General features: G+C 53.2%; 20 protein-coding genes. 4 read left to right on the top strand and 16 right to left on the bottom strand.

Features of this window, described 5'->3' with window-relative positions; genetic code table 11:
- Positions 1 to 224: 224 nt before the first annotated feature.
- From H8B13_RS15670 to H8B13_RS15630, 9 genes are all read right to left on the bottom strand, one after another.
- On the bottom strand, positions 225 to 1,859 hold the full coding sequence (locus H8B13_RS15670) for an Ig-like domain-containing protein (RefSeq protein ID WP_187311764.1): 1,635 nt from the start codon (positions 1,857 to 1,859) through the stop codon (positions 225 to 227).
- A gap of 99 nt (positions 1,860 to 1,958) precedes the next feature.
- Positions 1,959 to 2,852, bottom strand: coding sequence for a class I SAM-dependent methyltransferase (locus tag H8B13_RS15665; RefSeq protein ID WP_187311763.1), 894 nt, complete (start codon positions 2,850 to 2,852; stop codon positions 1,959 to 1,961).
- A gap of 397 nt (positions 2,853 to 3,249) precedes the next feature.
- Entirely contained in the window at positions 3,250 to 5,118 is a 1,869-nt protein-coding gene (gene mnmG, locus H8B13_RS15660) for a tRNA uridine-5-carboxymethylaminomethyl(34) synthesis enzyme MnmG (protein WP_187311762.1), read from the bottom strand.
- Between the two features lie 215 nt (positions 5,119 to 5,333).
- Positions 5,334 to 5,825 (bottom strand): rRNA maturation RNase YbeY, encoded by a 492-nt coding sequence (gene ybeY / locus H8B13_RS15655; protein ID WP_187311761.1) that lies wholly within the window; start codon positions 5,823 to 5,825, stop codon positions 5,334 to 5,336.
- Entirely contained in the window at positions 5,822 to 6,283 is a 462-nt protein-coding gene (locus H8B13_RS15650) for an ATP-binding protein (protein WP_187311760.1), read from the bottom strand. The genes ybeY and H8B13_RS15650 overlap by 4 nt, the downstream gene beginning before the upstream one ends.
- A gap of 45 nt (positions 6,284 to 6,328) precedes the next feature.
- Positions 6,329 to 9,745, bottom strand: coding sequence for a DUF4175 family protein (locus tag H8B13_RS15645; RefSeq protein ID WP_315985151.1), 3,417 nt, complete (start codon positions 9,743 to 9,745; stop codon positions 6,329 to 6,331).
- Positions 9,746 to 9,886: 141 nt separating this feature from the next.
- Positions 9,887 to 10,651 carry an exodeoxyribonuclease III gene (locus tag H8B13_RS15640; RefSeq protein ID WP_187311758.1) on the bottom strand — a complete coding sequence of 255 codons (765 nt, stop codon included), beginning with the start codon at positions 10,649 to 10,651 and terminating at the stop codon, positions 9,887 to 9,889.
- Between the two features lie 43 nt (positions 10,652 to 10,694).
- Complete coding sequence (locus H8B13_RS15635) at positions 10,695 to 11,051, bottom strand: hypothetical protein (RefSeq protein ID WP_187311757.1); 357 nt, start codon at positions 11,049 to 11,051, stop codon at positions 10,695 to 10,697.
- Positions 11,052 to 11,053: 2 nt separating this feature from the next.
- Positions 11,054 to 11,431: a carboxymuconolactone decarboxylase family protein gene (locus H8B13_RS15630; protein WP_187311756.1), complete on the bottom strand. Its 378-nt coding sequence runs from the start codon at positions 11,429 to 11,431 to the stop codon at positions 11,054 to 11,056.
- A 136-nt stretch (positions 11,432 to 11,567) separates the two neighbouring features.
- Here H8B13_RS15630 and H8B13_RS15625 point away from each other — a divergent pair, with 136 nt between their 5' ends.
- Together H8B13_RS15625 and H8B13_RS15620 are read left to right on the top strand one after the other, a co-directional pair.
- On the top strand, positions 11,568 to 12,179 hold the full coding sequence (locus tag H8B13_RS15625) for a hypothetical protein (RefSeq protein WP_187311755.1): 612 nt from the start codon (positions 11,568 to 11,570) through the stop codon (positions 12,177 to 12,179).
- Positions 12,176 to 12,877: a ComF family protein gene (locus H8B13_RS15620; protein WP_187311754.1), complete on the top strand. Its 702-nt coding sequence runs from the start codon at positions 12,176 to 12,178 to the stop codon at positions 12,875 to 12,877. Before H8B13_RS15625 ends, H8B13_RS15620 begins: the two co-directional genes overlap by 4 nt.
- A gap of 130 nt (positions 12,878 to 13,007) precedes the next feature.
- Here the strand turns inward: H8B13_RS15620 and H8B13_RS15615 are convergent, their stop codons facing one another.
- Together H8B13_RS15615 and H8B13_RS15610 are read right to left on the bottom strand one after the other, a co-directional pair.
- A complete protein-coding gene (locus tag H8B13_RS15615; protein WP_187311753.1) occupies positions 13,008 to 14,282 on the bottom strand; it encodes an SUMF1/EgtB/PvdO family nonheme iron enzyme in 1,275 nt (424 codons plus the stop codon).
- Positions 14,283 to 14,358: 76 nt separating this feature from the next.
- Entirely contained in the window at positions 14,359 to 15,432 is a 1,074-nt protein-coding gene (locus H8B13_RS15610) for a PorP/SprF family type IX secretion system membrane protein (protein WP_187311752.1), read from the bottom strand.
- A 253-nt stretch (positions 15,433 to 15,685) separates the two neighbouring features.
- Between H8B13_RS15610 and H8B13_RS15605 the strand changes: the two genes are divergently transcribed.
- Both H8B13_RS15605 and H8B13_RS15600 read left to right on the top strand, forming a co-directional pair.
- Positions 15,686 to 18,766 (top strand): AsmA-like C-terminal region-containing protein, encoded by a 3,081-nt coding sequence (locus tag H8B13_RS15605; RefSeq protein WP_187311751.1) that lies wholly within the window; start codon positions 15,686 to 15,688, stop codon positions 18,764 to 18,766.
- 213 nt (positions 18,767 to 18,979) lie between these two features.
- The gene (locus H8B13_RS15600; protein ID WP_187311750.1) at positions 18,980 to 19,819 is read left to right on the top strand and encodes a DUF4382 domain-containing protein; all 840 of its coding nucleotides are present in this window, start codon (positions 18,980 to 18,982) and stop codon (positions 19,817 to 19,819) included.
- A gap of 87 nt (positions 19,820 to 19,906) precedes the next feature.
- Here the strand turns inward: H8B13_RS15600 and H8B13_RS15595 are convergent, their stop codons facing one another.
- From H8B13_RS15595 to H8B13_RS15575, 5 genes are all read right to left on the bottom strand, one after another.
- Positions 19,907 to 20,542, bottom strand: a complete 636-nt coding sequence (locus tag H8B13_RS15595; RefSeq protein WP_187311749.1) for a thioredoxin family protein — start codon at positions 20,540 to 20,542, stop codon at positions 19,907 to 19,909.
- Positions 20,543 to 20,640: 98 nt separating this feature from the next.
- Positions 20,641 to 21,132, bottom strand: coding sequence for a DinB family protein (locus H8B13_RS15590; RefSeq protein WP_187311748.1), 492 nt, complete (start codon positions 21,130 to 21,132; stop codon positions 20,641 to 20,643).
- A gap of 110 nt (positions 21,133 to 21,242) precedes the next feature.
- The gene (locus H8B13_RS15585; protein ID WP_187311747.1) at positions 21,243 to 21,680 is read right to left on the bottom strand and encodes a DUF6970 domain-containing protein; all 438 of its coding nucleotides are present in this window, start codon (positions 21,678 to 21,680) and stop codon (positions 21,243 to 21,245) included.
- A 165-nt stretch (positions 21,681 to 21,845) separates the two neighbouring features.
- Entirely contained in the window at positions 21,846 to 22,238 is a 393-nt protein-coding gene (locus tag H8B13_RS15580) for a diacylglycerol kinase family protein (RefSeq protein ID WP_187311746.1), read from the bottom strand.
- A complete protein-coding gene (locus tag H8B13_RS15575) occupies positions 22,231 to 22,824 on the bottom strand; it encodes a GNAT family N-acetyltransferase (RefSeq protein WP_187311745.1) in 594 nt (197 codons plus the stop codon). The genes H8B13_RS15580 and H8B13_RS15575 overlap by 8 nt, the downstream gene beginning before the upstream one ends.
- Positions 22,825 to 22,993: the final 169 nt, after the last annotated feature.

Here is a 22,993-nt window from a genome sequence, read left to right as displayed (position 1 = left end):
GTGGATAACCTCGTGTATAGCCTGTGGAAAACCACAAAAAAGCCCCCCAGGGCATCTGCGAGGCAATTCATATAGTGTGGATAGCTCGCTAGTAGGTCGGATCACCCATTTTGAGGCCTAGATGGAAAAGGTGTAACGCAGCAACTCAGGTTGCGTCCACACCAGGAAGCCAAACCCACATACTTTCGTAATGAAAGCGACTACGGTACGCAAAAGGCACTTTGCTAGAAGCTGATATTCTCCTCCTGTTCCCAGTTAGCACGCACGTCAAGCTTCTTGGGAAAGATATAAACTGGCTCGGCGGGCAGCCGAAACTGCGGGTCGCCTCCGTACCAGGTACCGTTGGCATCAGCATCAATCAGAACACGAATCTGATACGAGCCAGGGGCAATATTGGTAAATACGTAGCGGTTTTTCGGGCTGTCGAGTACGGCTACGGGCTGAAAAGCATCATTGATCAGCTGAATCTGGTAGCGCTTAAACTTGGTTTGGATAGCCCCGGATAGCGTGCCGGAAGGCGACTGCTCAGAGATGCGCAGGCGCAGGGGCCGCAGTCCCAACGACCGACCAGTGACGCTGCTAACAGCGGTGCTATCGAGAATGATGGTGGCAGTTTTGCGAGCCTTAAAATTCGGTTTCACCGTCAGACGGACGCGGTCAGGGCTGAGCGTACCATCCTGCGGCAGGCGAAGCGGACGGCGGGCAGTCGAATCCTCTACCAGCATACCAAATGGCTGATTGGGGGGCAAAATGACCGGCTCAGTAAATAGAAACTGAACCTGACCCTGATAATAAACTTCCTGCGGATTACCTTCTACGGTGTAGGCTGGCGCACGCCGCGCCGGCGCGTTGCCCTGAAAGCGCACATTGATAGTATCGCGGCCTACGTTGCCCACACTGTCGGTAGCGGATAGTAGATAGCGGCCCTCGGTAACGGCTTTCGTTTTGTAAAGCATCACCGATTTGCCCTGATCAGCTACCTGCAACGCATTATTTAGCTGCGCCACGGCCTCCGGTGAAGTTGCTCCGCCACCAGGTAAAGGGGCCAGCACAGCCTGCCGAATGCCTTCGTTGTAGCTTACTTTAAACTGCGTGGGTGCCCCCTGTCGGCCGGTGGCTAAGGGGCGACGGGCATCAGGCCGCACGAGCACCAGCGCTATCGAGTCGAGGCCGGGCGCCACCGTAATCAGCTCCGGTAAGTAGGCTATCCTCTCCCCTTCTTCGTAGCGGCGCGTATTATTCTTGTCTTGTAAAGCAAACAGGCGGTAGCGACCTTCCCGTAGGTTTTGGAAAGCGTACTGCCCGTTTTTAGTGGTGCGAGCCAAATAATAAGGCCTTCCCCGCCGAATATTTGCGGTGTCGGCTTCGGGATAAAGTATTACCGAAATATCCTCAGCTGTCCGCTTGGTAAGCAGGTCTGTCACGCGCCCGAATACCCGACCCGAATCCAGATCGGCACCGGTGCTGAAGCTCAGCATGACGTTAGGGGCCTCATTATTTTCCGTGATGTCCGTAATGGCCTTACCGAAATTGAACGAGTAAGTCGTGTTTTTATCGAGGGGCTGCTCGAAAGTAAGCGTGATGCCACCTTTGTCTTCACGCACCTGATACTTATTCTCTTCCGGAATAACGGGCGCGATAATCAGGTTCTTCTGCAAGTCCTTCAGCTGCACCGTCTCCGAAAACTCCAGCCGAATACTGCGCTGGGTAACGTTGCGGGCGCCCTGCTCCGGCGAAGTACGCACCAGCTTCGGAGGCGTCAAATCTTTGGGTCCACCCTCCGGCGAGCTAACGGCCGCGCAGCCACTCAGTCCTACCCCAATTCCCAGTAAAAACAGCAAATGAGCGCGTACAGACATCAAAGGTGAAATGGGGATTAAATGAAGGGTGAAAAACAGAACGTCATGCCAAGATGCTTCGCGCTGCTCGGCATGACGTTCTGTTTGTTGCTCGTACTTCTACCGTTTAGCAGCTACGTAAATTAAGCTGGAATATTGCCCTTCATGCTCCGCCGCGTACTGATTGGACTTATAACCGGCTTTGAGGACGCTCAGTAACCCACCATTACGCTCGGCGCGGTGCTTCTCGCTGAGCATGCTTACGTAATAAGCATCCAAAGGCAGCGGCAGTGTTTCCCGCACCGACAGCTTATGCTTTTTGAGCAACTGGGTCATGGTTTTGGGGCTGAAATGATACAGGTGGCGCGGCACGTCGTAGGCCGCCCAATCCTGGCGGTAGTGCTGTGCGTCGAAGCTTTCCACGTTGGGTACGGCAATTAACAGCACGCCATCTGGCTTCAGCAGACTGATGAGGTGCTTCAAGGTAGCAGCTAGCTCATGCACATGTTCGAGCACGTGCCAGAGTGTAATCGCGTCGAAGGACTCAGGAGAAAAGCCCCCCAGATCGTCCGTGCCGATGGGCTGACCTACGCGGCGTGCGGCTTCTTCGCGGGCTCGCGCATTGGGCTCTACACCAACTACCTGCCAGCCATTGGACTTACAAGCAGCCAGAAAATGACCGGTTCCGCAGCCGTAATCCAATACTTTTCCTTTGCGGGGGGCTTTTTTATTCAGCAACGCCACCTTACGACGCATGGTAAAAAACCGGGCGACTTTGTAGGCTTGATTGATAACGCCCTGAGCGCCGCTATTGTGCGACACGTACTCGTCCGACTCGTAGTAGCGCCCGATATCAGCTGGGCCCGGGCGTGGATTGGTGAACTGAAAGCCGCAGCTCTCGCACTGCACAATGGCAAAGCTTTCCTTGCTTACTGACTTATCTTCTACTACCAGCTTGTTGCGAAACTCGCTTTTGCCGCACACCGGGCAGGCTGACAGACGTTCGTAGGACACAGGCTAAGGACTAAGTTTTTAGTAAAAGTAGTAGATATGGGTTGGTACTATTTTACCCGAAAAAAAGCTCAGTAAATGCTAATCGAATAATTAATAAAAACTGCCACACCAAACTGATGATAGAACTAATGTAAAGACAGCCCATTTCACTGCAAGCCAATAATATCGCCTCCACAATTGGTGAATGAATAAGACGAACCCTATTATCGCCTCAATTGCTAATAGGTAAAAAAGTGCCTCAAGCACTAAGCCAGAACGTATTATATGGGGTACAGTAAGTGGCACCTTGCTCACCCAAAGCAATAATCCCCCCAAGCCAGCTATTGTGACCCCAGCGATAGATAGAAGTGAACGAGAGGCATTTCGCCATAGCGAACTCGCACTAGCCGCTTCCAACTTACTTTCCTAAGTAGACCATCAATACCGAAATATCCGCTGGCGACACGCCGCTAATGCGTGCAGCTTGGCCGATAGTTTCGGGTTGTACGCGCAGGAGTTTCTCGCGTGCCTCATGCGACAAAGCTGGCATTTGCTTGTAGTCCAAGCGGCCTTGAATCACGAAGTTTTCCAGCTCACCCACGCGGGCAGCCTGTAAGTGCTCCTTTTGAATGTAGGATTCGTACTTGATGGCAATAATAGCCTGCTCCAAGCTGTCCGCCTGAAATTGGCCTAGTTCCAACACGAGCGTTGGAAGGTGACGCGTAAGGTGCTCCAACTCCACATTGGGACGGCGCAGTAGATTTACGGCCCGCGTTTTCTCGCTGATAGTAGCCGAACCTAGTTCCGTGAGCAGCCCGTTTATCTCGGTTGGCTCAATGGATTTCTTCTGTAGATATTCTATTATCTCCGCCGTCTCACGCTGCTTTTGCTCTACGCGCTGCATACGCTCATCCGACGCCAAACCCAGCGCGTAGCCCATAGGCGTGAGGCGCAAATCAGCATTATCCTGGCGCAGCACGATGCGATGCTCGGCGCGGGACGTGAACATGCGGTAAGGCTCGTCGGTACCTTTATTCACCAAGTCATCAATAAGAACCCCGATGTAAGCCTCACTCCTTTTCAGGACGAACGGTTGCTTGCCGTGCACGCGGTTGTGAGCGTTGATACCAGCCATTAGGCCCTGGCAGGCAGCTTCCTCGTAGCCAGTGGTGCCGTTAATCTGGCCCGCGAAATAGAGGTTGCGCACGCGCTTAGTTTCCAGCGTCAGATTAAGCTGGGTAGGCGGGAAAAAGTCGTACTCAATGGCATAGCCGGGTCGGAACATCTTGGCATTCTCGAAGCCCGCAATTTTACGCAAGGCCCGGTACTGCACGTCCTCCGGCAACGAGCTGCTAAAACCGTTGATGTACATTTCCACGGTGCTACTTCCCTCCGGCTCCACAAAAATCTGGTGACGGTCCTTGTCGGCGAAACGGTTGATTTTGTCCTCTACCGACGGGCAATAGCGCGGTCCCAACCCCTTGATGCGACCCTGGAACATAGGCGACTTCTCGAAGCCAGTACGCAGGATCTCGTGCACCTCTGGGTTGGTGTAGGTGATATAGCACGGGCGCTGCTTGACCAGCGTAGGTGTGTCGAGGTAAGAGAAACGACCGGGTATTTCGTCGCCGGGCTGCTCTTCCATTTTGGAGTAGTCCAGGGAGCGGCCATCCACGCGGGGCGGCGTACCGGTTTTCATGCGGCCAGCTTCAAAGCCCAACTCCAACAACTGCTCGGTCAGGCCAGAGCTAGCTTTTTCGGCCGCACGGCCACCACCAAACTGCTTTTCGCCAATATGAATCAGACCGTTGAGGAAGGTACCGTTGGTAAGCACCACCGCCTTGCCACGAAACTCCACGCCCAAGGCCGTTCGGATACCTACAATGGTTTCATTTTCAACAAGCAAGCCGGTTACGGCTTCCTGCCAGAAGTCTACGTTGAGCGTTTGTTCCAATGTTAGGCGCCATTCTTCAGCGAAACGCATCCGGTCGCTTTGGGCGCGCGGGCTCCACATGGCCGGACCTTTAGACCGATTCAGCATCCGGAACTGAATCATGGTCTTGTCGGTCACGATGCCACTTTGCCCCCCAAGGGCATCTACCTCCCGCAGAATCTGCCCCTTGGCTACCCCGCCCATGGCCGGATTGCACGACATCTGGGCGATAGTGTTCATGTTCATGGTTACGAGCAGCACCTTGGAGCCAAGGTTAGCGGCAGCAGCGGCGGCTTCGCAACCCGCGTGGCCTGCGCCTACTACAATAACATCGTAATCTTCTTGCTGAAACATGGCTGGGGGGCTTTTTTTGCTGTCATACTAACAGCAAAGAGCTTATAAGTAAAAGGCAGACGACAACCTATCTATCGTTTGTGCCAGACCTGCTAGATTGGATTGCACAACGACGAATGCGCCCTTGTACGTTCCTGAAAACCAAAAAACCGCCGCCGTTCAAAACGGCCTGCGGTTTTCTGATAATTTCTTAGAAAAGAGGAAAGGCAACGTGCTCAGAACGTGCGCAAAGATAGGCAGTAATCCTCTTTTTTGCGCATGGCCGTTTGGCTCAGTAGGTCTTTATCCTGATAGCCTAGTAAGTGCAACATGCCATGAATCATGACGCGGTGCAACTCGTCGCAGAAGGGTACGCCCAACTGCTCGGCATTTTCGCGTACTCGCTCCACGCTGATGAAAATGTCGCCCTCAATAATGTCCGACGTGTCCGCATTATCGAAGGTGATAACGTCGGTGTACGTGTCGTGGTCGAGGTACTCTACGTTTACGCGATGCAGGTATTCGTCGGAGCAGAAAATGTAAGTAAGCTGCACAATCTCATGCTCGTGCACTTCGGCAATGCGCTCGATCCAAGCTGTAAGGGCCTCCGCCTCCGCCAGCTCAAAATCTACATCCTCTACAATAAACTCGATGCCGTGTACCTCGTGCGACTGCTCGGGCAGGCCGTTATTCATCTCGTCCTCGGTACCTGGCGGGTGCTGGTTCATGCCGCGTTATGATCGGAAGATAAGGAGTCTGAGCCCGAGGTTTCCAGATCGGAAGTAGGAGCTAACAGGAACGTAAGCTGAACATTGCGTCCCTCTTTCTGAAACTCTACCTCGTCGGCGAGGTGGCGAATCAGAAAAATACCGCGGCCCCCCGGGTTTTCCAGGTTTTCGGGAGCCGTAGGATCAATCAGATTGGTATAATCGAAGCCATCACCCTGATCCTCCACCTCAAATTTGATACGGTCGGAAGCTACATGCAGCGACAGGTACACGTTTTTATCCTTATCGAATTTGTTACCGTGACGAATGGCATTATTGACGGCTTCCGTAACCGCCACCATGATATTGCCATAGATATCATCTTCAATATCAAAGGTATCCTTCGAATTGTCGATGAAGCTTTCTACCACGCGAATATTCTCAACGAGCGAAGGAATCTGTATTTTAACCTGCTTCATAGTAAAAGTAAGAGGGAGGGCAGCAGCAGTAAAAGTAGCGAGGCGCTACTTCATTTTCTGAAAATATTCACTTACCTCCCGCTGATAATAGGGCGTGAGGGCGGGTGGTACTGTGCGGAGTAGCTCAGTTTGCCGCTCTTTTTGCCGCTTATATTGGTCAAAAGCGGGTGGAAAAACGGGTGGCTTCGCTTGAGCAGTCTGTGCTTCACGCTTATCATCGAGGTCCCGCTCCCGGGCCGATTTCTCGGCTTCCAGCAAGCGAGTCAGGATTTGGCGCTGGCGCATAACAGTTTCCTCCGTCAGCCGCTTGTTTACGAGGTCGGTTTCGGTTTGTTCCATTAATTTTTTCAGGTCGCCGGTGCCGCCTTGGCCTTCCTGACCTTTGCCTTTTTGCCCCCCAGCCTGCTGCTGCATTTTATCCAGCTCCTTGAGGGCCTCGCGCAGCATCTGCTGCTGTCCTGCCAGCTTCGCCAGCTCCTCCGACAACTCCCGGCCCTGCTTGCCGCTCTGCTGCAATTGCTGAATCTGCTGGTTGAGCTGCTGCTGCATACGCCCCATCTGACCTTCGCCGGCAGCCTGACCTTTCTTCTTTTTCTTGCCCGGCTTGCCGTCGCCCTGCTGGTTCTGCTGACTCTGGCGCTGCTGCTCCTGCATTTGTTGCAAAGCATCGTTGAGCATCAGGGCCAGGTTGTTCATGCTGGTCATGGCCAACTGCTGGCTACTGGTGGCGCGGGGCACATTGCGCTGCCGAATCTGGTTCAGCGACTCGTCCATCTGGTTGTTCATCTCCCCTACTTCGCGGGTTACGAAGCTCTGGATCTGAAATACCTTTTTGGCCAGCGCGTACAGCGAATCTTGCACGATGGCTGCGTCGTCCTTAAGCTTGCGCTGGGTCTGGCCGAGCTGCACAAAGCGCGGGTCCGTCTGGTCTACCTGGCGGAAGTCTTTCATCAGTCCTTCCTGATCAAAGCTGATTTTGAGTAGATTTTCCAGGATGTCGCGTAGGCTGTCGATGTTTTCCTGCTGCTTATCGCCTTCCTCTTCTTCCTGCTGCTCGCGCATCTGCTGGGCCATTTTCTGCATTTTCTGCCCGGCGTCCTGCTGGCTCTGACTGGCCTTTTGGTTCTGGTTTTTGCTGAGTTGCTCCTGGCTCTCCTGCATCTCCTGATCCACCTGCTCCTGCTGATCTTTCATCTCGTCGGCGCCATTCTCGCCATCGAGCTGCTCGTCCAGCTTCTTCAGGTCTTGGAGATCCTGCTTTACTTCGTTGAAATCCTGCTGCTTTTCAGCTTGCTGCTTCTGTAGCTCCTGCTGCTTTTGTTGCTGCTGGGGGCCTTTTTGCTGCGACTTATCGTTCTGTTGGGTTTGCTCGGCTAGCTGCTGCTGCTCTTTGGCCAACTCTTCCAGCTTATTGATGGCGTTTTCCTGCTTTTGCTCAAACTGTAGCTGCTTGAACATTTCCAGCGCGCGCTCTAGCTCTTTCTGTAAGGTGTTTTCTTTGTTTTCGAGCTGCTGAAGCAATTTCTGCATTTCAGGCTGCGTCTGGTCCTGCTGCTGCTCCAGTAGCTTTTGCAGCTCTTCGTACAGCTTTTTGGTTTCGGGGTCGAGCAGCGTTTCCATCAGCTTTTCCAACTCCTTGGCCTTTTCTGCCATTTCCTGGCTTTTCGGGTCAAGCTGGTCTTCGCGCTGGTTCATCTCCTCAAACATCTTTTTCATGTCGGCCAGTTGCTGATCCATCTGCTGCTTCTGGTCCAGCATATCCTGCAGCTGCTTGCGGTCCTGGAAGTTCAGCTCGCGCTTGGTCTTGAGCTTATCTTCCGTCTTGGCCAACTCCCGCTCCAGCTTCTTCGACTGCTCCGCCGACTTACTCATCTGGTTCTGCACCGACTGCGACTGCGCGTTCAGCTGCTCGCGCATCTCTTTGCGGGCCGGCAGCCGGAACTCTGAGTTGCGTGTGCGGGCACTTTTAGGGCCATTCACGCCGTCGTTATCCCACACCTGCACAAAGTATTCGAGCCGGTCGCCGGGCTTCATGTTAAGGCCTGCCAAATCCCACTGGTAAGCATAGGCCTGCGCCGGACCACTCTGTAATGGCAGCGCCCGCGTTTTATAGCCCGTGTTGGACTTAGGCCCCGATGTGACTCGGTAGTTTAGCTGCAAGCGCGTGAAGCCATAATCATCGCGCAAATTGCCCCCCAGCCCTAAGTAGCGCAAAGACGTTGTATCGGAGAAAGCCTCCAAAGTTATTTCTGGTACCTGATCAGGAATGGCGGTAATTTGGTACTGAATAGGGTCGCGGTTGAGGCTGGCGGCATTGCGCAGGCGGACAGCATATTCCTGGCTGCGCAGCACGCGGCGCGAGGCCTGAAACTGGTCGTTGGCCGCGGTGGCTGTTACAGTTTCATCCGGGTTTTTAAACAGCAGTTGCAGCTCATCGGTAGCTGTGGTGGCAAATTCCCAGCGCACGGTACTGCCTTCGGGCACCGTCAGGTTGCCACTGTTTCGGATGGTTTCGGCGGGTTTGCCGAGATAAGTGGGGTAAGAAACGTGCACCGCAAAATCGCGCAAGTCGGGGCGGGCGCGTACGGTCAGGTCGTAATCGTCGGAGGTAAAGCCGGCGCCGGCCAGTTGAAATTCGGTGCTGTTTTGAAGCTGCCGGAATTCATAGCTGTAGCGGTTGCTGCTGCCAGGCTCCTTGGTCAGGCGCCGCTCACGGCCATTGTAGCGGATGTTAATCTCATTAGGTAACGCTTTGCCTTCTATGCGCACCTGCAGCTTGAAGTCTTCGTTGCGAAAGGCCTGTAGCTTCTTGTTTTCAATGATAAACTCAAATGGCGCGGGGGGCGAATATGCGCGTCGGTAATGCAGAATGCGGCCCGTACCCTGCACGAACAGGCTCGGGTACACGAGCAGCACGCCCAACACGATGGCAGCCGGCACCGCCACATACTTCCACAGAGGTCGGCTTTGCTCTTTTATCTTGATGCCTTCGCTAAACTCTAGGCCAGTAAACTGAGCCGCACGCTGCTCTAGGCTAGCCGCAATCAAAGCATTTTCACGTGCTTGTCCCTGCAATTGCAAGGCGTTCAGTAGCTTATCCTGCACCTGCGGAAACAACTCGCCGACACGCTGGGCAGCCTGCTCGTCGGAAAGCAGGCGCCGTAGGTTGGTGAGGGCGGCCAGTGGCTTCCATATCCAGTGCAGGAAGGTGTAAACCACTAAGCCCAAGAAGCCAAACAGCAGACCGCCCCGCACCCACGTAGGCAGGTACAGGAAGTATTCCAGCAGGCTCAAAATCAAAAATAACGTCAGCAAAAGCCCCCCAGCCACTAGCGCACCGCGCACGAGCAGGTTGAGATAAAACTTACGCTTAAACGCATCGAGCTGACCCAGCACCTGTTGCAGCGCCGGCAAGCGAGTAGTTGTAGTTGCGTTAGTATCTGACACCGATTCTTTCTTCACAAGGTGTAAAAACGCCTTTCCGGGCTGAGGAAAGATACGCATTAAAGCCGCGCGTGACTTTCGTCACCAGTCTATTTTGGAACGACAACCGCTGGGGGGCAATTGTTCCAAGATAATGCTGCACCAAGAGTAAGTTTAGTGTTACCGCAGCTCCACTACGGCTGGGCAATGATCGGAGTGCATCACATCAGGCAAAAGACCAGCACTAGCCACGCGCGGTTGCAGGGTATCATCTACCAAGAGGTGATCGAGGCGCCAGCCCACATTGCGGGCGCGGGCCCCGGCTCGGTACGTCCACCACGAATAATGTCCCCCAGCGTCGCCATGGTGGTGGCGAAACGAATCGGTGAAGCCGTCGGCCAGGAAATCTGCAAACCAGCGCCGCTCTTCGGGCGTGAAACCCGTGCTGTTTTGGTTGGCTTTTGGGTTATGCAGATCGAGTTCGCGCTGGCAGCAGTTGAAATCACCTACGATGACGAGCGGCGGCAAAGTAGGGCGTAAGTCCCGCACGTATTCGCGGAAAAAATGTAGCCATTCCACCTTAAACGCCTGCCGCTCGGGGCCGCTGGTGCCAGAGGGCATGTAGGTGTTAAGCACCGAAAACTCGTCGAAATCGAGTCGTAACACCCTCCCTTCACAGTCGTAGCACTCCGTACCGCAGCCGACGGCTACGTTGTTGGGCTTGTGCTTAGAAAACGTAGCTACACCACTGTAGCCGGGCTTGGCGGCTGGGTGCAAGTATGCCTGGTAACCCAACGCTTCGAAACCCGACACGTCGAGCGGCTCGCGGCCGGCTTTTATCTCTTGGAGGCAAAGTACGTCGGGCGCGGCCTCCCGCACCCAGTCAAGCAAGCCCTTGCTCAAAGCGGAGCGCAGGCCATTGACGTTATAGCTGATAATCTTCAAGGAAAGAAATAAGGGGTGTTGAACGAAGGACTAGCGTAGTAAGCTAGTCCTTCATCCACTTATCAAAATACTCCAGAATGTGCCACTTTAGCATGCGCTCCTGTTCTTTGAGGTTGGCAAAAGGCACGGGCCGCAGTAGCTTATAGTGCGGCCAACCATCCTCATCGACGCTTTCTAGCTCGTAGTGGCCGGAGAGGCTAAAGAGACGGCAGGTAGCAATGTGCATCAGGTCCTGTTTCTGCTCCTTGGTAAACGGCCCAGCACCCTGACCAAGCTCCTGCACGCCAATAAGCAACAACAGCGCGTTCAGATCCGGTTTTTTACCAAACCGCTCCCTCATGTCATTCATTAACTGCCACCAACGGGCTTCAAATTCGGCCTCGGTTTCCTGCGCGTCCATGCTTATGCGTCGTGGGCGTGAGGCGGCGCAGCTGTTACGGCTTCTTCTTTGAGAGCTTCCCAATACTCCACGGCGCGGCGAAAATGCGGAATCACGATGCTGCCACCAATGAGGTTGGCAATGGCAAACACCTCATAGATTTCCTCATCGGTGAGACCTTCCTCATGGCATTTGCCCAAGTGATATTTGATGCAATCATCGCAACGCAATACCATGGAGCAGGCCAGGCCCAGCATTTCCTTGGTCTTGACGTCGATGGCGCCAGCTTGGTAGGTATTGGTGTCGAGGTTGAAAAAGCGCTTGATGACCTTGTTGTCGGCCGCCATGATCTTTTCGTTCATGCGCTCCCGGTAGTCGTTGAATTCGGTGACGATACTCATATTGAATGGAGGATGTAAGTCAGAGGTGAGAATCTATAACACGAAAGTAGGCAGAAATGCCCCGCATATTTGCTAGGTATTGCTGGGCCCGCTACCTTACTCCTTGCCTGATTTCTATCTTTTTGCAGTTTTAGCTATGCGTATTGTTCGGTTGTGGCGTGTTGGACTAATGGTGTTTCTGGGGGCCACTTTCTTCACCTCCGGCATGGCTAAGCTTTACGCTGGACACCACTTTCCGGGCTGGATTGGACCCGTATGGCTGATTGAAAAACTTCAAGCGTATCAACTTGGTATGTACGCGGCATTCATTGCGCTTAGCCAAGTTATAACTGGGTTCTTGCTGCTCACACGCAGGTTTTGGCTGCTCGGAGCCATAGCGCTGATGCCTATGCTGCTCAATATTCTACTGATTACTATCTCACAGAAATGGGCTGGTACGCCTTACGTGATTGGCGTGATGCTGTTGATGGATATGGCTCTGCTCCTGTCAGAGTATCGTCGTTTGCGTGTGCTTTGGACGGATGAACCTTACGTGCCACGTTCTGGAAGCCAACCTAGTCGCACCCTAGTCGGGCATTTGATGTGGTCGTTGGGCTTAGTATTGGTAATAGCCGCTATCCTTGTTTCCTATCAAACTCTTAGCTTAAGTTATTGGCTAGTGTGTGGCGGGCTACTTCTGGCTTGGTTTAGCTTTTTAGCTGACCGCCTCAGAAGCGTGGCCACGTTTTTGCCCCCCAGCGCTTCATGATTCGCACTGCGCTGGCCGACTTTGTTTCTCTCATTTTTCCGCAAGTTTGCTTAGCATGCGACGAGCCGTTAGCCCGCGGCGAAGACCATATTTGCACGGGCTGCCGAGTTCAGTTTCCGTATACCGATTACCACAAATTGCCCCCCAACGAGAATCCGTTGGCCCGTAAGTTCTGGGGTAAGTTGCCCGTGCGCTATTCCCTAAGCTATCTGCGTTTCTTGCGGCGCGGTCGGGTACAACATTTACTGCATCAACTCAAGTACCAAGGGCAGCGGGATATCGGGCGCGTACTAGGCCGTTGGTACGGTACTGAGCTCACCGATCATGGCCTAGCTACGGAATTCGACCTTATTGTGCCCGTTCCATTGCACCCGCGCAAACTGGCTAAGCGAGGCTATAATCAGTCCGATACTTTCGCGGAGGGCTTATCAACGAGCCTTCAGGTGCCGTGGAGCGCCACTGCCTTGCGTCGCACCGAGCATACGTCTTCCCAAACCCAGAAAAACCGGGCGGAGCGCTGGCAAAACGTAGCGGAGGTGTTTGAAGTAAGTCAGCCAGCAGATATTCTAAATAAACGCATTCTCATCGTAGACGACGTGCTGACTACTGGTGCTACGCTTGAAGCCTGTGCCGCAGCCTTGCTAGCTGCAGGCTGTAGCGAGGTTAGTATTGCGACCATTGCCTGCGCCGAGAATTAAACTCGATTTGGATGGTATGTAAGCCGTGACCACTCTGGTAGTTTACCAACTGACTTTGATACAAAGAAAAAGCCCCCCAGCACTCGGCTGGGGGGCTTTTTCTTTGTCGTTAATCGACTACTAAGTCAGACTACTTGTTCGAGCCAGCGTTGATCATGGCGCAGCGGAAACCGATAGCAGCAGTAGCTGAGTCTTCAGCCATGAAGCGACGGGTGCCGGGCGACAACCAGTAAGCTACGTCCTTCCACGAACCACCTTTGTATACACGAACGTGGTCATCGATGAGCGACTGGTAGCCTTTCTTATCGTAGCCAGTGCTGCTGCCGTTACCCGATTCTGCTGGGTCAAGGAAGCCGTTGCGGCGGAAGGGGTTCAAATCTTCTACGTCCTCAAACGAGAGCGGACGATAAATATCTTGTACCCACTCGTTTACGTTGCCAGCCATGTTGTATAGGCCGTAATCGTTCGGAGGATAGTTATAGATGTACTCCGTAATCATGGCGCCATCATTCAGGCTACCAGCGATACCGGCATAGTCACCGCGGCCACGCTTAAAGTTAGCCAGGAACTGGCCCATCTTCTTACCGTAGGGGTTACGCACTTGGCGACCATCCCAAGGATAGATACGCTTGTTCTCTTGGTTCTCGTTGCCAACTTCCTGGGTACCAACAAGGGCCTGAGCAGCAAATTCCCACTCAGCCTCTGTGGGCAGACGGTAATTAGGCAGGGTATTACCATCTTCGATAGAAGGCTTTGCTGCGCCAGCACCTTCTGCTGCATCAGCGGCTTCGTCGGCAGCAGCATTCTTTTTGCTGCGGCCAAATAATCCACCACCTTTTTTCTTGGATGTGCCACCGCCACTAGCCAAAGTCTCATTCACTTTAGCTGTGCGCCAAGTGCAATAATCATTAGCCTGGAGCCAGCTAACTCCTACTACTGGGAAGTAGCGGAAGCCGGGGTAGCGCAAATAATAGTCTACGTACGGGTCGTTGAAGGAAAGCTCACGTGCCCAAACGGCGGTGTCGGGCAACGCTGACTGATAGAACTCCTCTGCTGAGTCTTTGCGAACGAAGTGCAGGTATTCCAACCAGTGAATGTTAGCTACTTCCGCCTCGTCCATGTAGAACGATGCGATAGTAACCGTCCGCTCCACGTTGTCGCGGGTCATGGCCACATCTTCTTCGGCTGAGCCCAAAACGGTACGGCCACCTTCAATGAAGATCAGGCCCGGGCCTTCTGGAATACCAGCGTAGTCGGATACCTTCATGCCCTCTTCGGTGTTGTACTCGATGCCCGTCGTTGAGCTGTACTTACCAGGTTTAGTGGCGGTCGGCGCCCCTTTACTGCAGGCAGCCAACGCGCAGGCTCCCACGATGGCAAAGCGTAAGTATTTGGAAAGATTCATGATGTAATAGAAACTACCTGAGAGAAAATGATTTAGAGAAGGTAATTTGACGCAAGTTACTTATTTGTACTGTTGTTTAGAAAGCAGGAGTCGGAATAGCTTTGAAGTTGCGGTGCCGTAAACGGCGCCATGCGTCTTCTATTCGATCGAAATTGCGGACGCTGACCGAAAGTTCATGTGCGCCACCCAAATCGGCACTAAAATCACTCAGGCTGACATCGTAGCTGTAACCGAAGCGGAAAACGCCAGTGCTGATGCCCGCAATAGCGGCGATAATCTGCTGCGGTTGGGGAGCACCGGGCAGCGGCATTCCCCGATACACGGCACCGAGAGTAATAGGAGAAACGGTACCATATAACCCAACTTCCGCCCGCTGCGAACCACCCTGCCGGGTGTAGCTGGCCGTACCGGTCAGGCTAATCTCACGAGTTTTGATGGGAGTGGAAGTGCGCACGAAATAATGTTTGTAACCAGTATTAAAGTTCAACCGCATCGGCAGCTTGGTTTGGGTCGCAAAACCCAGATCTGGCTGATTTAAGTGGTGTGCAGCAGCCCCTATCCAAAACCGTTCCGTATATAGTAAACCACCCACGCCAATCGTAAGATAATTTATCGGATCCACGTCCAGAGTCTCTGCTGTGGGAGTTCCAATGAGGCCTTCATCCGAAAGTTGGTCGCCAAAAACAAGGTTTCCGTAGCTTACACGCTGATTTCCGTAGCTAGCCTGCAAGCCCGCGCTCAAACTTATATATTCCGTAAGACGAGTGTGATAAGCATACAAACCTCCTACCTCAAAGCGCGTGTAGCCGACGGAACCCGTGCGGTCATAGTTCAATAAAAGGCCGACGGCACTGCGTTGGTTGCGCATGCGGTAGTCGGCAGCTAGCTGGCTGGTTTGGAAGGTGCCCGCTAGGGTCGGGAATTGATTGCGATAGTTAAGTGAAACGCTATAATCATCGAGCAGACCGGTAAAAGCCGGGTTGGTGTGCAGGCGCGTAGCGTAGGGCTGGGAGAAGTATAAGTCTTGGGCCTGCGCCTCCGAATGCAAGCCAATGCTACAACCCACTGCCAATACTACCGGCGCCACAAAGCGGCTCCAAGTACACCAAAGCCGCTGGGGGGCAAAAAAAGAAAGTAGAGGTAGATGCATAAAGAAAAAACACTAACGCGCCATCTATCCCGTTTGGTACACGGGAAGCAGGTGGCGCAAGAAGTAAAAGGCAATCTTGCCCAATAAAGTAAGTAAAATGTCCGTGGATCGAATGTTAGACCTAGCGACGACCATTAGGTTAACATTGCACTATTTTTGCCTATTCAGGATTTAAAACTCAGGTAGCACGTGCTCCGGTGGATGGATTGTGCCCCGAACTTGTACGCTTCTCCTGATTCAAAGCCTCTTACTCATGCGTAAATTTTTTGTTGGCCTACTCGTGTTTTTAGTGGTGCTGGTGGCAGCTATTGCCCTCACGCCGCTATTATTCAAAGATAAGATCAAGCAAGCCCTCGATCGGCAACTGGCTGAGCGCGTGGCGGCTAAAGTAGAATATGATCCGGCCAATGTGAGCTTGAGCTTATTTCGCACTTTCCCTGATCTAGCGCTGAGCATCGACAAACTGCGCATCATCGGGCAAGATTCGTTTGCTCGCGATACGTTGGCTTACCTGCCCGCCTTTCGGGTTGGGCTGGATTTGATGAGTGTCTTGCGGGGCGAGCAGATCAAAATTAAATCTATTCAACTCGATCAGCCCGATATAAATCTGCGCGTGCTGAAAAGTGGGCGCGCCAACTGGGATATTTTTCTGTCCGATTCTACCCTGGCCACCCAAGGCAAGGATACCAGCCAACTGAGCGTGGCTATAAAGGGTTGGGAAATCGTGGGGGGCAAAATTCGCTACGAAGACCTGACAATTCCCTTCGCGGCGCAGGCTCACAATGTGAACCACACCGGCTCGGGCGACTTCACGCAGAACGTGTTCGATATGGTGTCGCAGACTACAGCAGATCGTTTCACGATGAACTATGCCGGCACGGACTATTTATCCAACACCAAGCTCAACGCCGACGTGACAATGGCTATGGACTTGAATAAGATGCTGTTCACGTTCAAGGACAACCAAGTGCGCATCAATGACTTCCCGGCCAGCTTTGCCGGCACCATTGCCATGCCTCAGGACGATATAGACTTCAACTTGACCTTCAAAGCCCTCGAAACCGACTTTAAAAACATCCTGAGCGTTGTGCCCGGCATATTCACGGAGCGCTTCAAGAATATTGAGACGGCCGGCAAAATGGCGTTCGATGGCTACTACAAAGGCACCATGAGCGATGTAAAATCGCCGGGCTACGGGGTGAATCTGCAAGTCAAAGATGGCATGTTTCACTACCCCGATTTGCCGCAGGCGGCCCGCAACATCAACGTGGATATGGTGGTGGACAATCCTTCGGGCTTCACCAACAACGTCAAAGTAAACGTGAAGCAGTTTCATCTCGACTTAGGCAAAAACCCTGTGGATGGTTCAGTAGCCATCGACGGATTGGAGCCGATGCGCGTGGATGGTCGGGTGAAGGCCAATGTCGATTTGGCGGAGGTAATGAAGGTGTATCCTGTTCAGGATCTACTGCTGAAAGGGCAATTATTCGTGGATGCAACGGCTAAAGGCATTTATTCTGCCACTCAAATGCCCGTTGTGCAGGCTGCTATGCGCCTAACCAATGGCTATGTAAAGTCGAAAAAATTTCCGGCGCCCATTGAAAATCTGACATTAAACGGTACGGTCACAAACACCACGGGCAAGCCCAACGACACGCGCCTCAATATTCCACAGTTCCGTATGCTGCTCGACGGTGAGCCACTGGAAGGCCGCATTGCCGCCCAAAATATCGACAAGCCCATCTTCGACACCGATGTGCGCGGCACTGTGGATTTGACCAAGCTGACCAAAATCTTCCCGCTGGAAGGCATGACCGTGACGGGGCGTTTGAACGGCAACATCGCCGCCAAAGGCAGTATGGCCGATATTGAAGCCGAGCGTTACCAGAACGTAGTGGCTTCAGGCACCGTGAATGCTCAAAACGTAACCTACAAAAGCGCTGATTTGCCCCAAGGCGTAAAAGTGACGCGCGCCACAGCTACGTTCAACAACGACAAGATCGTGCTGCAAAACATGAACGGCTTTGTAGGTAGCTCCGATATTGCCGCTTCCGGCACCATCAGCAACTATATGGGCTACTTGTTCACGTCGGGTCAGCCTTTACGCGGCAACCTGACGGTGAACAGCAACCGCTTCAACGTGAATGAGTGGATGGTAGATGAGGTGACTGCCAAGCCTACTACCACGGCCAAAACTGCCGCGCCTGCCCAAGCACAAGGTGTACTGCAAATCCCCAAATTCTTCGACCTGACGCTGAATAGCAACGTCGGCCAAGTGGTGTATGATAACCTCAAACTCGACAATGTGAAGGGGACAGTAGTGGTGCGCGACGAAACCGTGCGCATGGATGGGCTGACCTTTAACACGCTGGGGGGCAGTTTTGCCACAACCGGTAGCTACAGCAGCAAAGATTTGCAGCATCCCAAGTTCAACCTCGGGCTGAACATCAAGAACCTGAACTTCCAAAACGCTTTCCAGGCCTTTAACTCCGTGAAAACATTAGTGCCTCTGGCCGCCAATCTGGAAGGGATTTTCTCTACGAACTTCAACGTAAGCGGTGAAATGGGCCCCGATATGATGCCCGTGTACAGTTCACTTACCGGCAAAGGCTTGTTTGAGATAGTACGGGCTGCCGTCAGTGATTCGGAGGTGATGGACAAAATCAGTGCCCTCACTCAGTTTCAGGAACTGAAGAAGTTTGTGGTCGAAAACAAAGACGTAGCGGCTGAGGTGCTCAACGGCAATTTCATTGTGAAGCCGTTTGACGTGAACGTGGGCCAGATCAAGATGACTGTGGGCGGTTCCAACAACGTGGATGGCAACCTCGAATACATAACAGCCTTGAACGTGCCCACCGGCAAGCTAGGCAACCAACTCAACGCCCGCCTCACCTCCCTCACTGGCGTTCAAAACCTGGAAGGCACTGACCGCGTGACCCTCGGCCTGACGATTGGCGGCACGGTCAAGAATCCGCAGGTAAAGCTGAACAGTGGCAGCGTGAAGGCGCAGGCCAAAGACTTAGTGCAGAACATTGTGCAGGCCAAAGTGACCGATGCTAAATCGCAATTGCAGGCCCGCGCGCAGGTGGCGCAGGACAGCCTGCAGCGTGATTTGGCCCGTCGCCAACAGGATTTGCAGGAAAAGGCTCGTCTCGAAATTGAGAAGAAGCGCCTCGAAGCTGAAACGAAAATTCGGAGCCAAGCTAAAGACAAGCTCAACGGTATTCTGTTTGGCAAGCCCAAAACGCGTCCTACCGAGCCAACAGAGCCAGCCACTGCTACACCGGAGCAAACGCCGGCTCCGGCTGATACTACTAGCACAGGCAACAAGTAATACTTCGGTCTCAAGAAAAAGCCCCCACCAGATAATGGTGGGGGCTTTTTCTTTGGTGAGATTTGAAAAGGAAATCTTATACGACCTGGTTTCAGTATAAAAGTATATTTATTTCTTATGAATATGATAAATCTAATAAATCTGGCTTGAATATGGCTAGTGTATCCTTCAGCGACTCAAGCCTCGTTCCCCCTTTTTCATCCGCCCTCTCTTATGAAAATCCCTCATTACCTGCCCATTGCATTACTTGCTGGGCTTACGTTGGCGAGCTGCGCCGATGACAAAAGCAGTAACAACGCTACCAAGCTGCAAATCCGTTTGACGGATGCGCCCGGCGACTTCCAGAAAGTAACGCTGGATGTCCGTCAGATTGAAGTGCACCTCAAGGACGAGCAAAGTTCCGATGGCTGGGAGTTATTGCCTTTCACGCCCCAAACGCTCAATATACTTGACTATGTAAATGGTCGCTCCGCGCTGCTGGTAGATACCGACTTTGAGCCCGGTGATTTGAAAGAAATTCGCTTGGTACTTGGTCCAAACAGCACCGTCACCACCCGTGATGGCCAAGTGTATGAACTGAAAACGCCTAGCGGTCAGACTTCTGGCGTTAAGCTGAAGCTGAGTAACGCGACTTTGCGGGAGCGTGAAACCTTCCAGCTTCTGCTCGACTTCGACGTAGCCAAGTCGATTGTGCAGCGTGGCAACTGGCGCCCCGGCAACGACAAGAAAGAGCGTTTTCTGCTGAAGCCAGTTATTCGTGTTATCGCCCAGGATATTGCTGGTGGTCTGCGCGGCACGGTTACGCCTAGCGCGTCGTTGCCCCAAATATTGGCTATCCGCGCTTCTATCACGCCTGCCGATACTTTCAGCACTTCCGCTGATGCCTCGGGCGGATTCCAATTGGGTAGCTTACCCTCCGGCGTTTACCGTGTGGAGTTCTTCCCTACCACTACCGCTCCTGCTAATCAGCCAGCTTACAAAAACGTGGTTCGCACCGACATCACAGTTACTAATAATCAGGTAACTGAACTGGGTCAAACCAAACTTGATTAGGTCAGGACCAAAATTGAAAAAGCCCCCCAGATACCTTCTGGGGGGCTTTTTGTTTATAAACAACGTGTTCAGGAAGCAAAGTTGTGCTTACTTAGCGCTTAGTGCCGGCTCCAATGCCCGAACCAACTCCAGCAGTTCCCGCTGAGTCGATTGAGTTTTATCATGGGCGTACCAGCCGTGAAGCTGGGTAGCGAATTCTTCAAAGGGTAGATTCTGGCTTTTTAGCTCCCGAAACATGGCCTGGGCGGGCGCCGGACGAGGGCCCCATGTAGCAGCTTCCGTAAGCGTATCGGCATGCAATACAATGAGTTTGGGAATTGAGCGCCCGCCGTCCGTGAGATAGCGATCCATCAGATCCAGGTTCTCATCGCGCAGCAGATACCGTGATTCCAGCTTGCCATTGCTGGCTTGCGCAATCGCTTCGATTACGGGCACAATCTGGGCCGCGTCGCCGCACCAGCCTTCGGTGAGCGTCAGCCACACGTGTTTTTTTTGCAGATTGTCTAAGGCTTCGCGCAACTCGGGCAGCAGCACAATGGTTTTATCTACCCGCCGCATCCGCTGGATATTCAGGCGAGCGTACTGCAAAATGTGCTCTGTTTGGTTGGGGCCGGTCGTAAGGTTTTGGGCCATCAACTCATCAATAAGCTGGCGGTAAGAAGCGTAAGTATAAGCTGAGGCCAAGCGCTCAGGAGCCAAAACAGGAGAAAGGGGAGCAGACATAGAGAGAGTGTATTAAGGAGAATGGCTGGATAACAAACAAAAACCCTTCTGGTATGCAAGCCAGAAGGGTTTTTACGTAAGAGCGGCAAGCTCAGTAGCTACAGGCTCACGGTTTCCTTCGCCGACAACTCGCGGCAGTAAGTGATAAAGTCAGTATTGATAGGCTCTAACCCATTGTCGCGCAAACGAGTGGCTACTTGGCCGCGATGATAGTTGGCATGCACGTGCACGTGAGTCAGCACGTCGGATACCTGGCTCACGTAGGCGTCGCCCACTGAGTTGGTGTAAGTAATGGTGCGGTAAAGTTCGGTGTCGTCGGCGGCCTGAGCCATCTGCAGCAGGCGGTTAGAGGTCTGGGCGTGGAGTTGGTGCAAGCCTTCCAGCGTATGTTCCTGCCACACTTTCACTGGGCTCTGCGTGTCGGTGAGGCGTGCAATCCAGATAGCCTGCGCGTTGAGCACGTGGCTAAATAGACGCAGGGCCGCGGCCGGAATTTCGGCGCCGCCCGCTACTGCTTTATCCAGGTGAGCAAGCAGCGTATCATTGGCCCACACGTTATAAGCGGCCAGTTTTTCGATGGTGTTAATCATGGAGTTGAATGATAAAAACGGATTAGAAATCAACCGTAGCAAATGGCTTTCGAAAGGTAATTGAGAGCCAATAGTGAGGGGCAAATTTATCTGAAACCAAGTAGAATAGCCTACCGGGGATCTTGCCAAATCAGTCTTTCGCGCGATCTTTTCTGAAGAAAATCAGAGCATTTGCCGTCTCCTTTGCCCGTAATGCCACCGTCAGGCTGACAAATAATTTTGCCATCGGCCGCGTAAAGCGTAGTGAAAAAGTCGCAGCAGGGAGCCGTTTCATAATACACCACCTGGTTGTTGTAGAGGTAGCGGAATACCTGTACGGGTGGGTTGGCGGGTTCTTCGGCCAGTATTTTCTGAATACGCTCCCTCAGCCAGACTGGCTGCCTCGTGGTGTCGGCAATAGAGGAGCGAGCGGGCGTAGGCATTACCGTGTTGGCGCTGGTTGGAGCGGGAGTGCTAGTGCCCGATACGCTGCCCGTCACAGGAGGATCGGTGGGCGTGGTCACGGTCACACCAGTTTGACAACCTGCTGATAATAAGGTCGTCATCATGAGGAAAGTAAAGAGTAAGGCAGAGCGCATAACGAGCAAAAGGAAGCAGTGAACAAGAAGCAATAGGCTACTTGCGAGGCACACATCCCATTTAAGGTGGGCCTATAATCGGAACAGTAGTTCTTACGCCGCGCTTTGCTAATTGTTCTTTAGGCCCGTTTCGCGCTACTCAATTAAAGCCCATACCTGGGGGGCAAATATGAGCGCACCAACTACTATGGCCGCCAGTGCCGCCAGCAAAACGGCCCCCGCAGCTACATCCTTCGCTTTGCCCGCTAACGGGTGATACTCCGGCGATACCAAATCAGTTAGGGCCTCGATGGCCGTATTGGCCAACTCTGCCGTCCAGACGGTGCCAACGGCTAGCGCCACGATCGCCCACTCCGTCCGGCTGATGCCAAAGTAAAACCCCAAGCCTATCACGACCACCGTTGCCAAGGCGTGAAAGCGCAGATGCACCTCCGAGCGTAGCGCCGACGCCACCCCGCGGAAGGCATGCCCGAAGCTGTCGGCCCGACGCCGTAGCAAGCTGCGCTGGTTGGGGAGCAAATCAGCCATGATTCTCGAAATCCTTAAAGGTAGTGGTGCGCAACTGATGCCATTCTGGTTTTAGGACACTGAAAATGACTGTGTCGCGCCGCCGTCCGCCTTGGGTGTAGCGGTGGCTCCGCAGAGTACCTTCCTCCGTTGCTCCCATGCGACGCATCGCCGACTGCGACTTCAGATTATGAGCATCCGTTTCCAGCTCTACTCGCTCGCAGCCGAGCACGTCAAAGGCATGTCGAAACAGCAAATGCTTCGCCGCCCGATTTAGGCCGCTGCGCTGAAAATCAGTGCCCACCCAAGTATAGCCGATGGACAGACGCGCGTCATCCGGATAGATATTGTAGTAGCTCGTGCTCCCAGCCACCTGGTTCGTTTGCTTATCTATAAGTACGAAAGGGTAGCGCTGCTCCTTCTCACGGCCTTGCACCGCCGCCGCAATGTAAGCGGCCAGACTAATGCGGTCGTCACCGCGGGTAAGGGTAAACTGCCATAGATCGGGGTCGAAAGCGACGGGTTGCAATCCCTCAAAATCGTGGGCAGTCAGGGGGCGCAACTGAGCCCGGTTATTTTCAAGAATAATGTCTTGGGCGAAATCCATAGAAAGGGCAGGTGCGTGAAAGACAGCCCTAAAGATGCTGGAAAAAAGAAAAGCCACCACTCCAGGTAGGAGTGGTGGCTTTACACATACAGTTGAGCTTTAGCAGCAGCTTGACTTAAGGGACCGTCACAAGTACATACAGTGCAGCGTTAAAGTGCTCATGGGGCGT

It is taken from the genome of Hymenobacter sp. BT188 (genome assembly GCF_014333585.1).
In the GTDB taxonomy this organism is placed as follows: Bacteria; Bacteroidota; Bacteroidia; order Cytophagales; family Hymenobacteraceae; genus Hymenobacter.
Note: the sequence above shows the minus strand (reverse complement) of the source record. Positions and strands in the feature narration are given on the sequence as shown.

What these genes read in the sequence shown, in the direction of transcription:
- mnmG (WP_187311762.1), bottom strand. Translation starts at nt 5,118, where the DNA reads ATGTTTCAGCAAGAAGATTACGATGTTATTGTAGTAGGCGCAGGCCAC.
- H8B13_RS15670 (WP_187311764.1), bottom strand. Translation starts at nt 1,859, where the DNA reads ATGTCTGTACGCGCTCATTTGCTGTTTTTACTGGGAATTGGGGTAGGA.
- H8B13_RS15615 (WP_187311753.1), bottom strand. Translation starts at nt 14,282, where the DNA reads ATGAATCTTTCCAAATACTTACGCTTTGCCATCGTGGGAGCCTGCGCG.
- H8B13_RS15620 (WP_187311754.1), top strand. Translation starts at nt 12,176, where the DNA reads ATGATTCGCACTGCGCTGGCCGACTTTGTTTCTCTCATTTTTCCGCAA.
- H8B13_RS15590 (WP_187311748.1), bottom strand. Translation starts at nt 21,132, where the DNA reads ATGATTAACACCATCGAAAAACTGGCCGCTTATAACGTGTGGGCCAAT.
- H8B13_RS15635 (WP_187311757.1), bottom strand. Translation starts at nt 11,051, where the DNA reads ATGGACGCGCAGGAAACCGAGGCCGAATTTGAAGCCCGTTGGTGGCAG.
- ybeY (WP_187311761.1), bottom strand. Translation starts at nt 5,825, where the DNA reads ATGAACCAGCACCCGCCAGGTACCGAGGACGAGATGAATAACGGCCTG.
- H8B13_RS15575 (WP_187311745.1), bottom strand. Translation starts at nt 22,824, where the DNA reads ATGGATTTCGCCCAAGACATTATTCTTGAAAATAACCGGGCTCAGTTG.
- H8B13_RS15585 (WP_187311747.1), bottom strand. Translation starts at nt 21,680, where the DNA reads ATGATGACGACCTTATTATCAGCAGGTTGTCAAACTGGTGTGACCGTG.
- H8B13_RS15650 (WP_187311760.1), bottom strand. Translation starts at nt 6,283, where the DNA reads ATGAAGCAGGTTAAAATACAGATTCCTTCGCTCGTTGAGAATATTCGC.
- H8B13_RS15595 (WP_187311749.1), bottom strand. Translation starts at nt 20,542, where the DNA reads ATGTCTGCTCCCCTTTCTCCTGTTTTGGCTCCTGAGCGCTTGGCCTCA.
- H8B13_RS15605 (WP_187311751.1), top strand. Translation starts at nt 15,686, where the DNA reads ATGCGTAAATTTTTTGTTGGCCTACTCGTGTTTTTAGTGGTGCTGGTG.
- H8B13_RS15600 (WP_187311750.1), top strand. Translation starts at nt 18,980, where the DNA reads ATGAAAATCCCTCATTACCTGCCCATTGCATTACTTGCTGGGCTTACG.
- H8B13_RS15625 (WP_187311755.1), top strand. Translation starts at nt 11,568, where the DNA reads ATGCGTATTGTTCGGTTGTGGCGTGTTGGACTAATGGTGTTTCTGGGG.
- H8B13_RS15580 (WP_187311746.1), bottom strand. Translation starts at nt 22,238, where the DNA reads ATGGCTGATTTGCTCCCCAACCAGCGCAGCTTGCTACGGCGTCGGGCC.
- H8B13_RS15630 (WP_187311756.1), bottom strand. Translation starts at nt 11,431, where the DNA reads ATGAGTATCGTCACCGAATTCAACGACTACCGGGAGCGCATGAACGAA.
- H8B13_RS15610 (WP_187311752.1), bottom strand. Translation starts at nt 15,432, where the DNA reads ATGCATCTACCTCTACTTTCTTTTTTTGCCCCCCAGCGGCTTTGGTGT.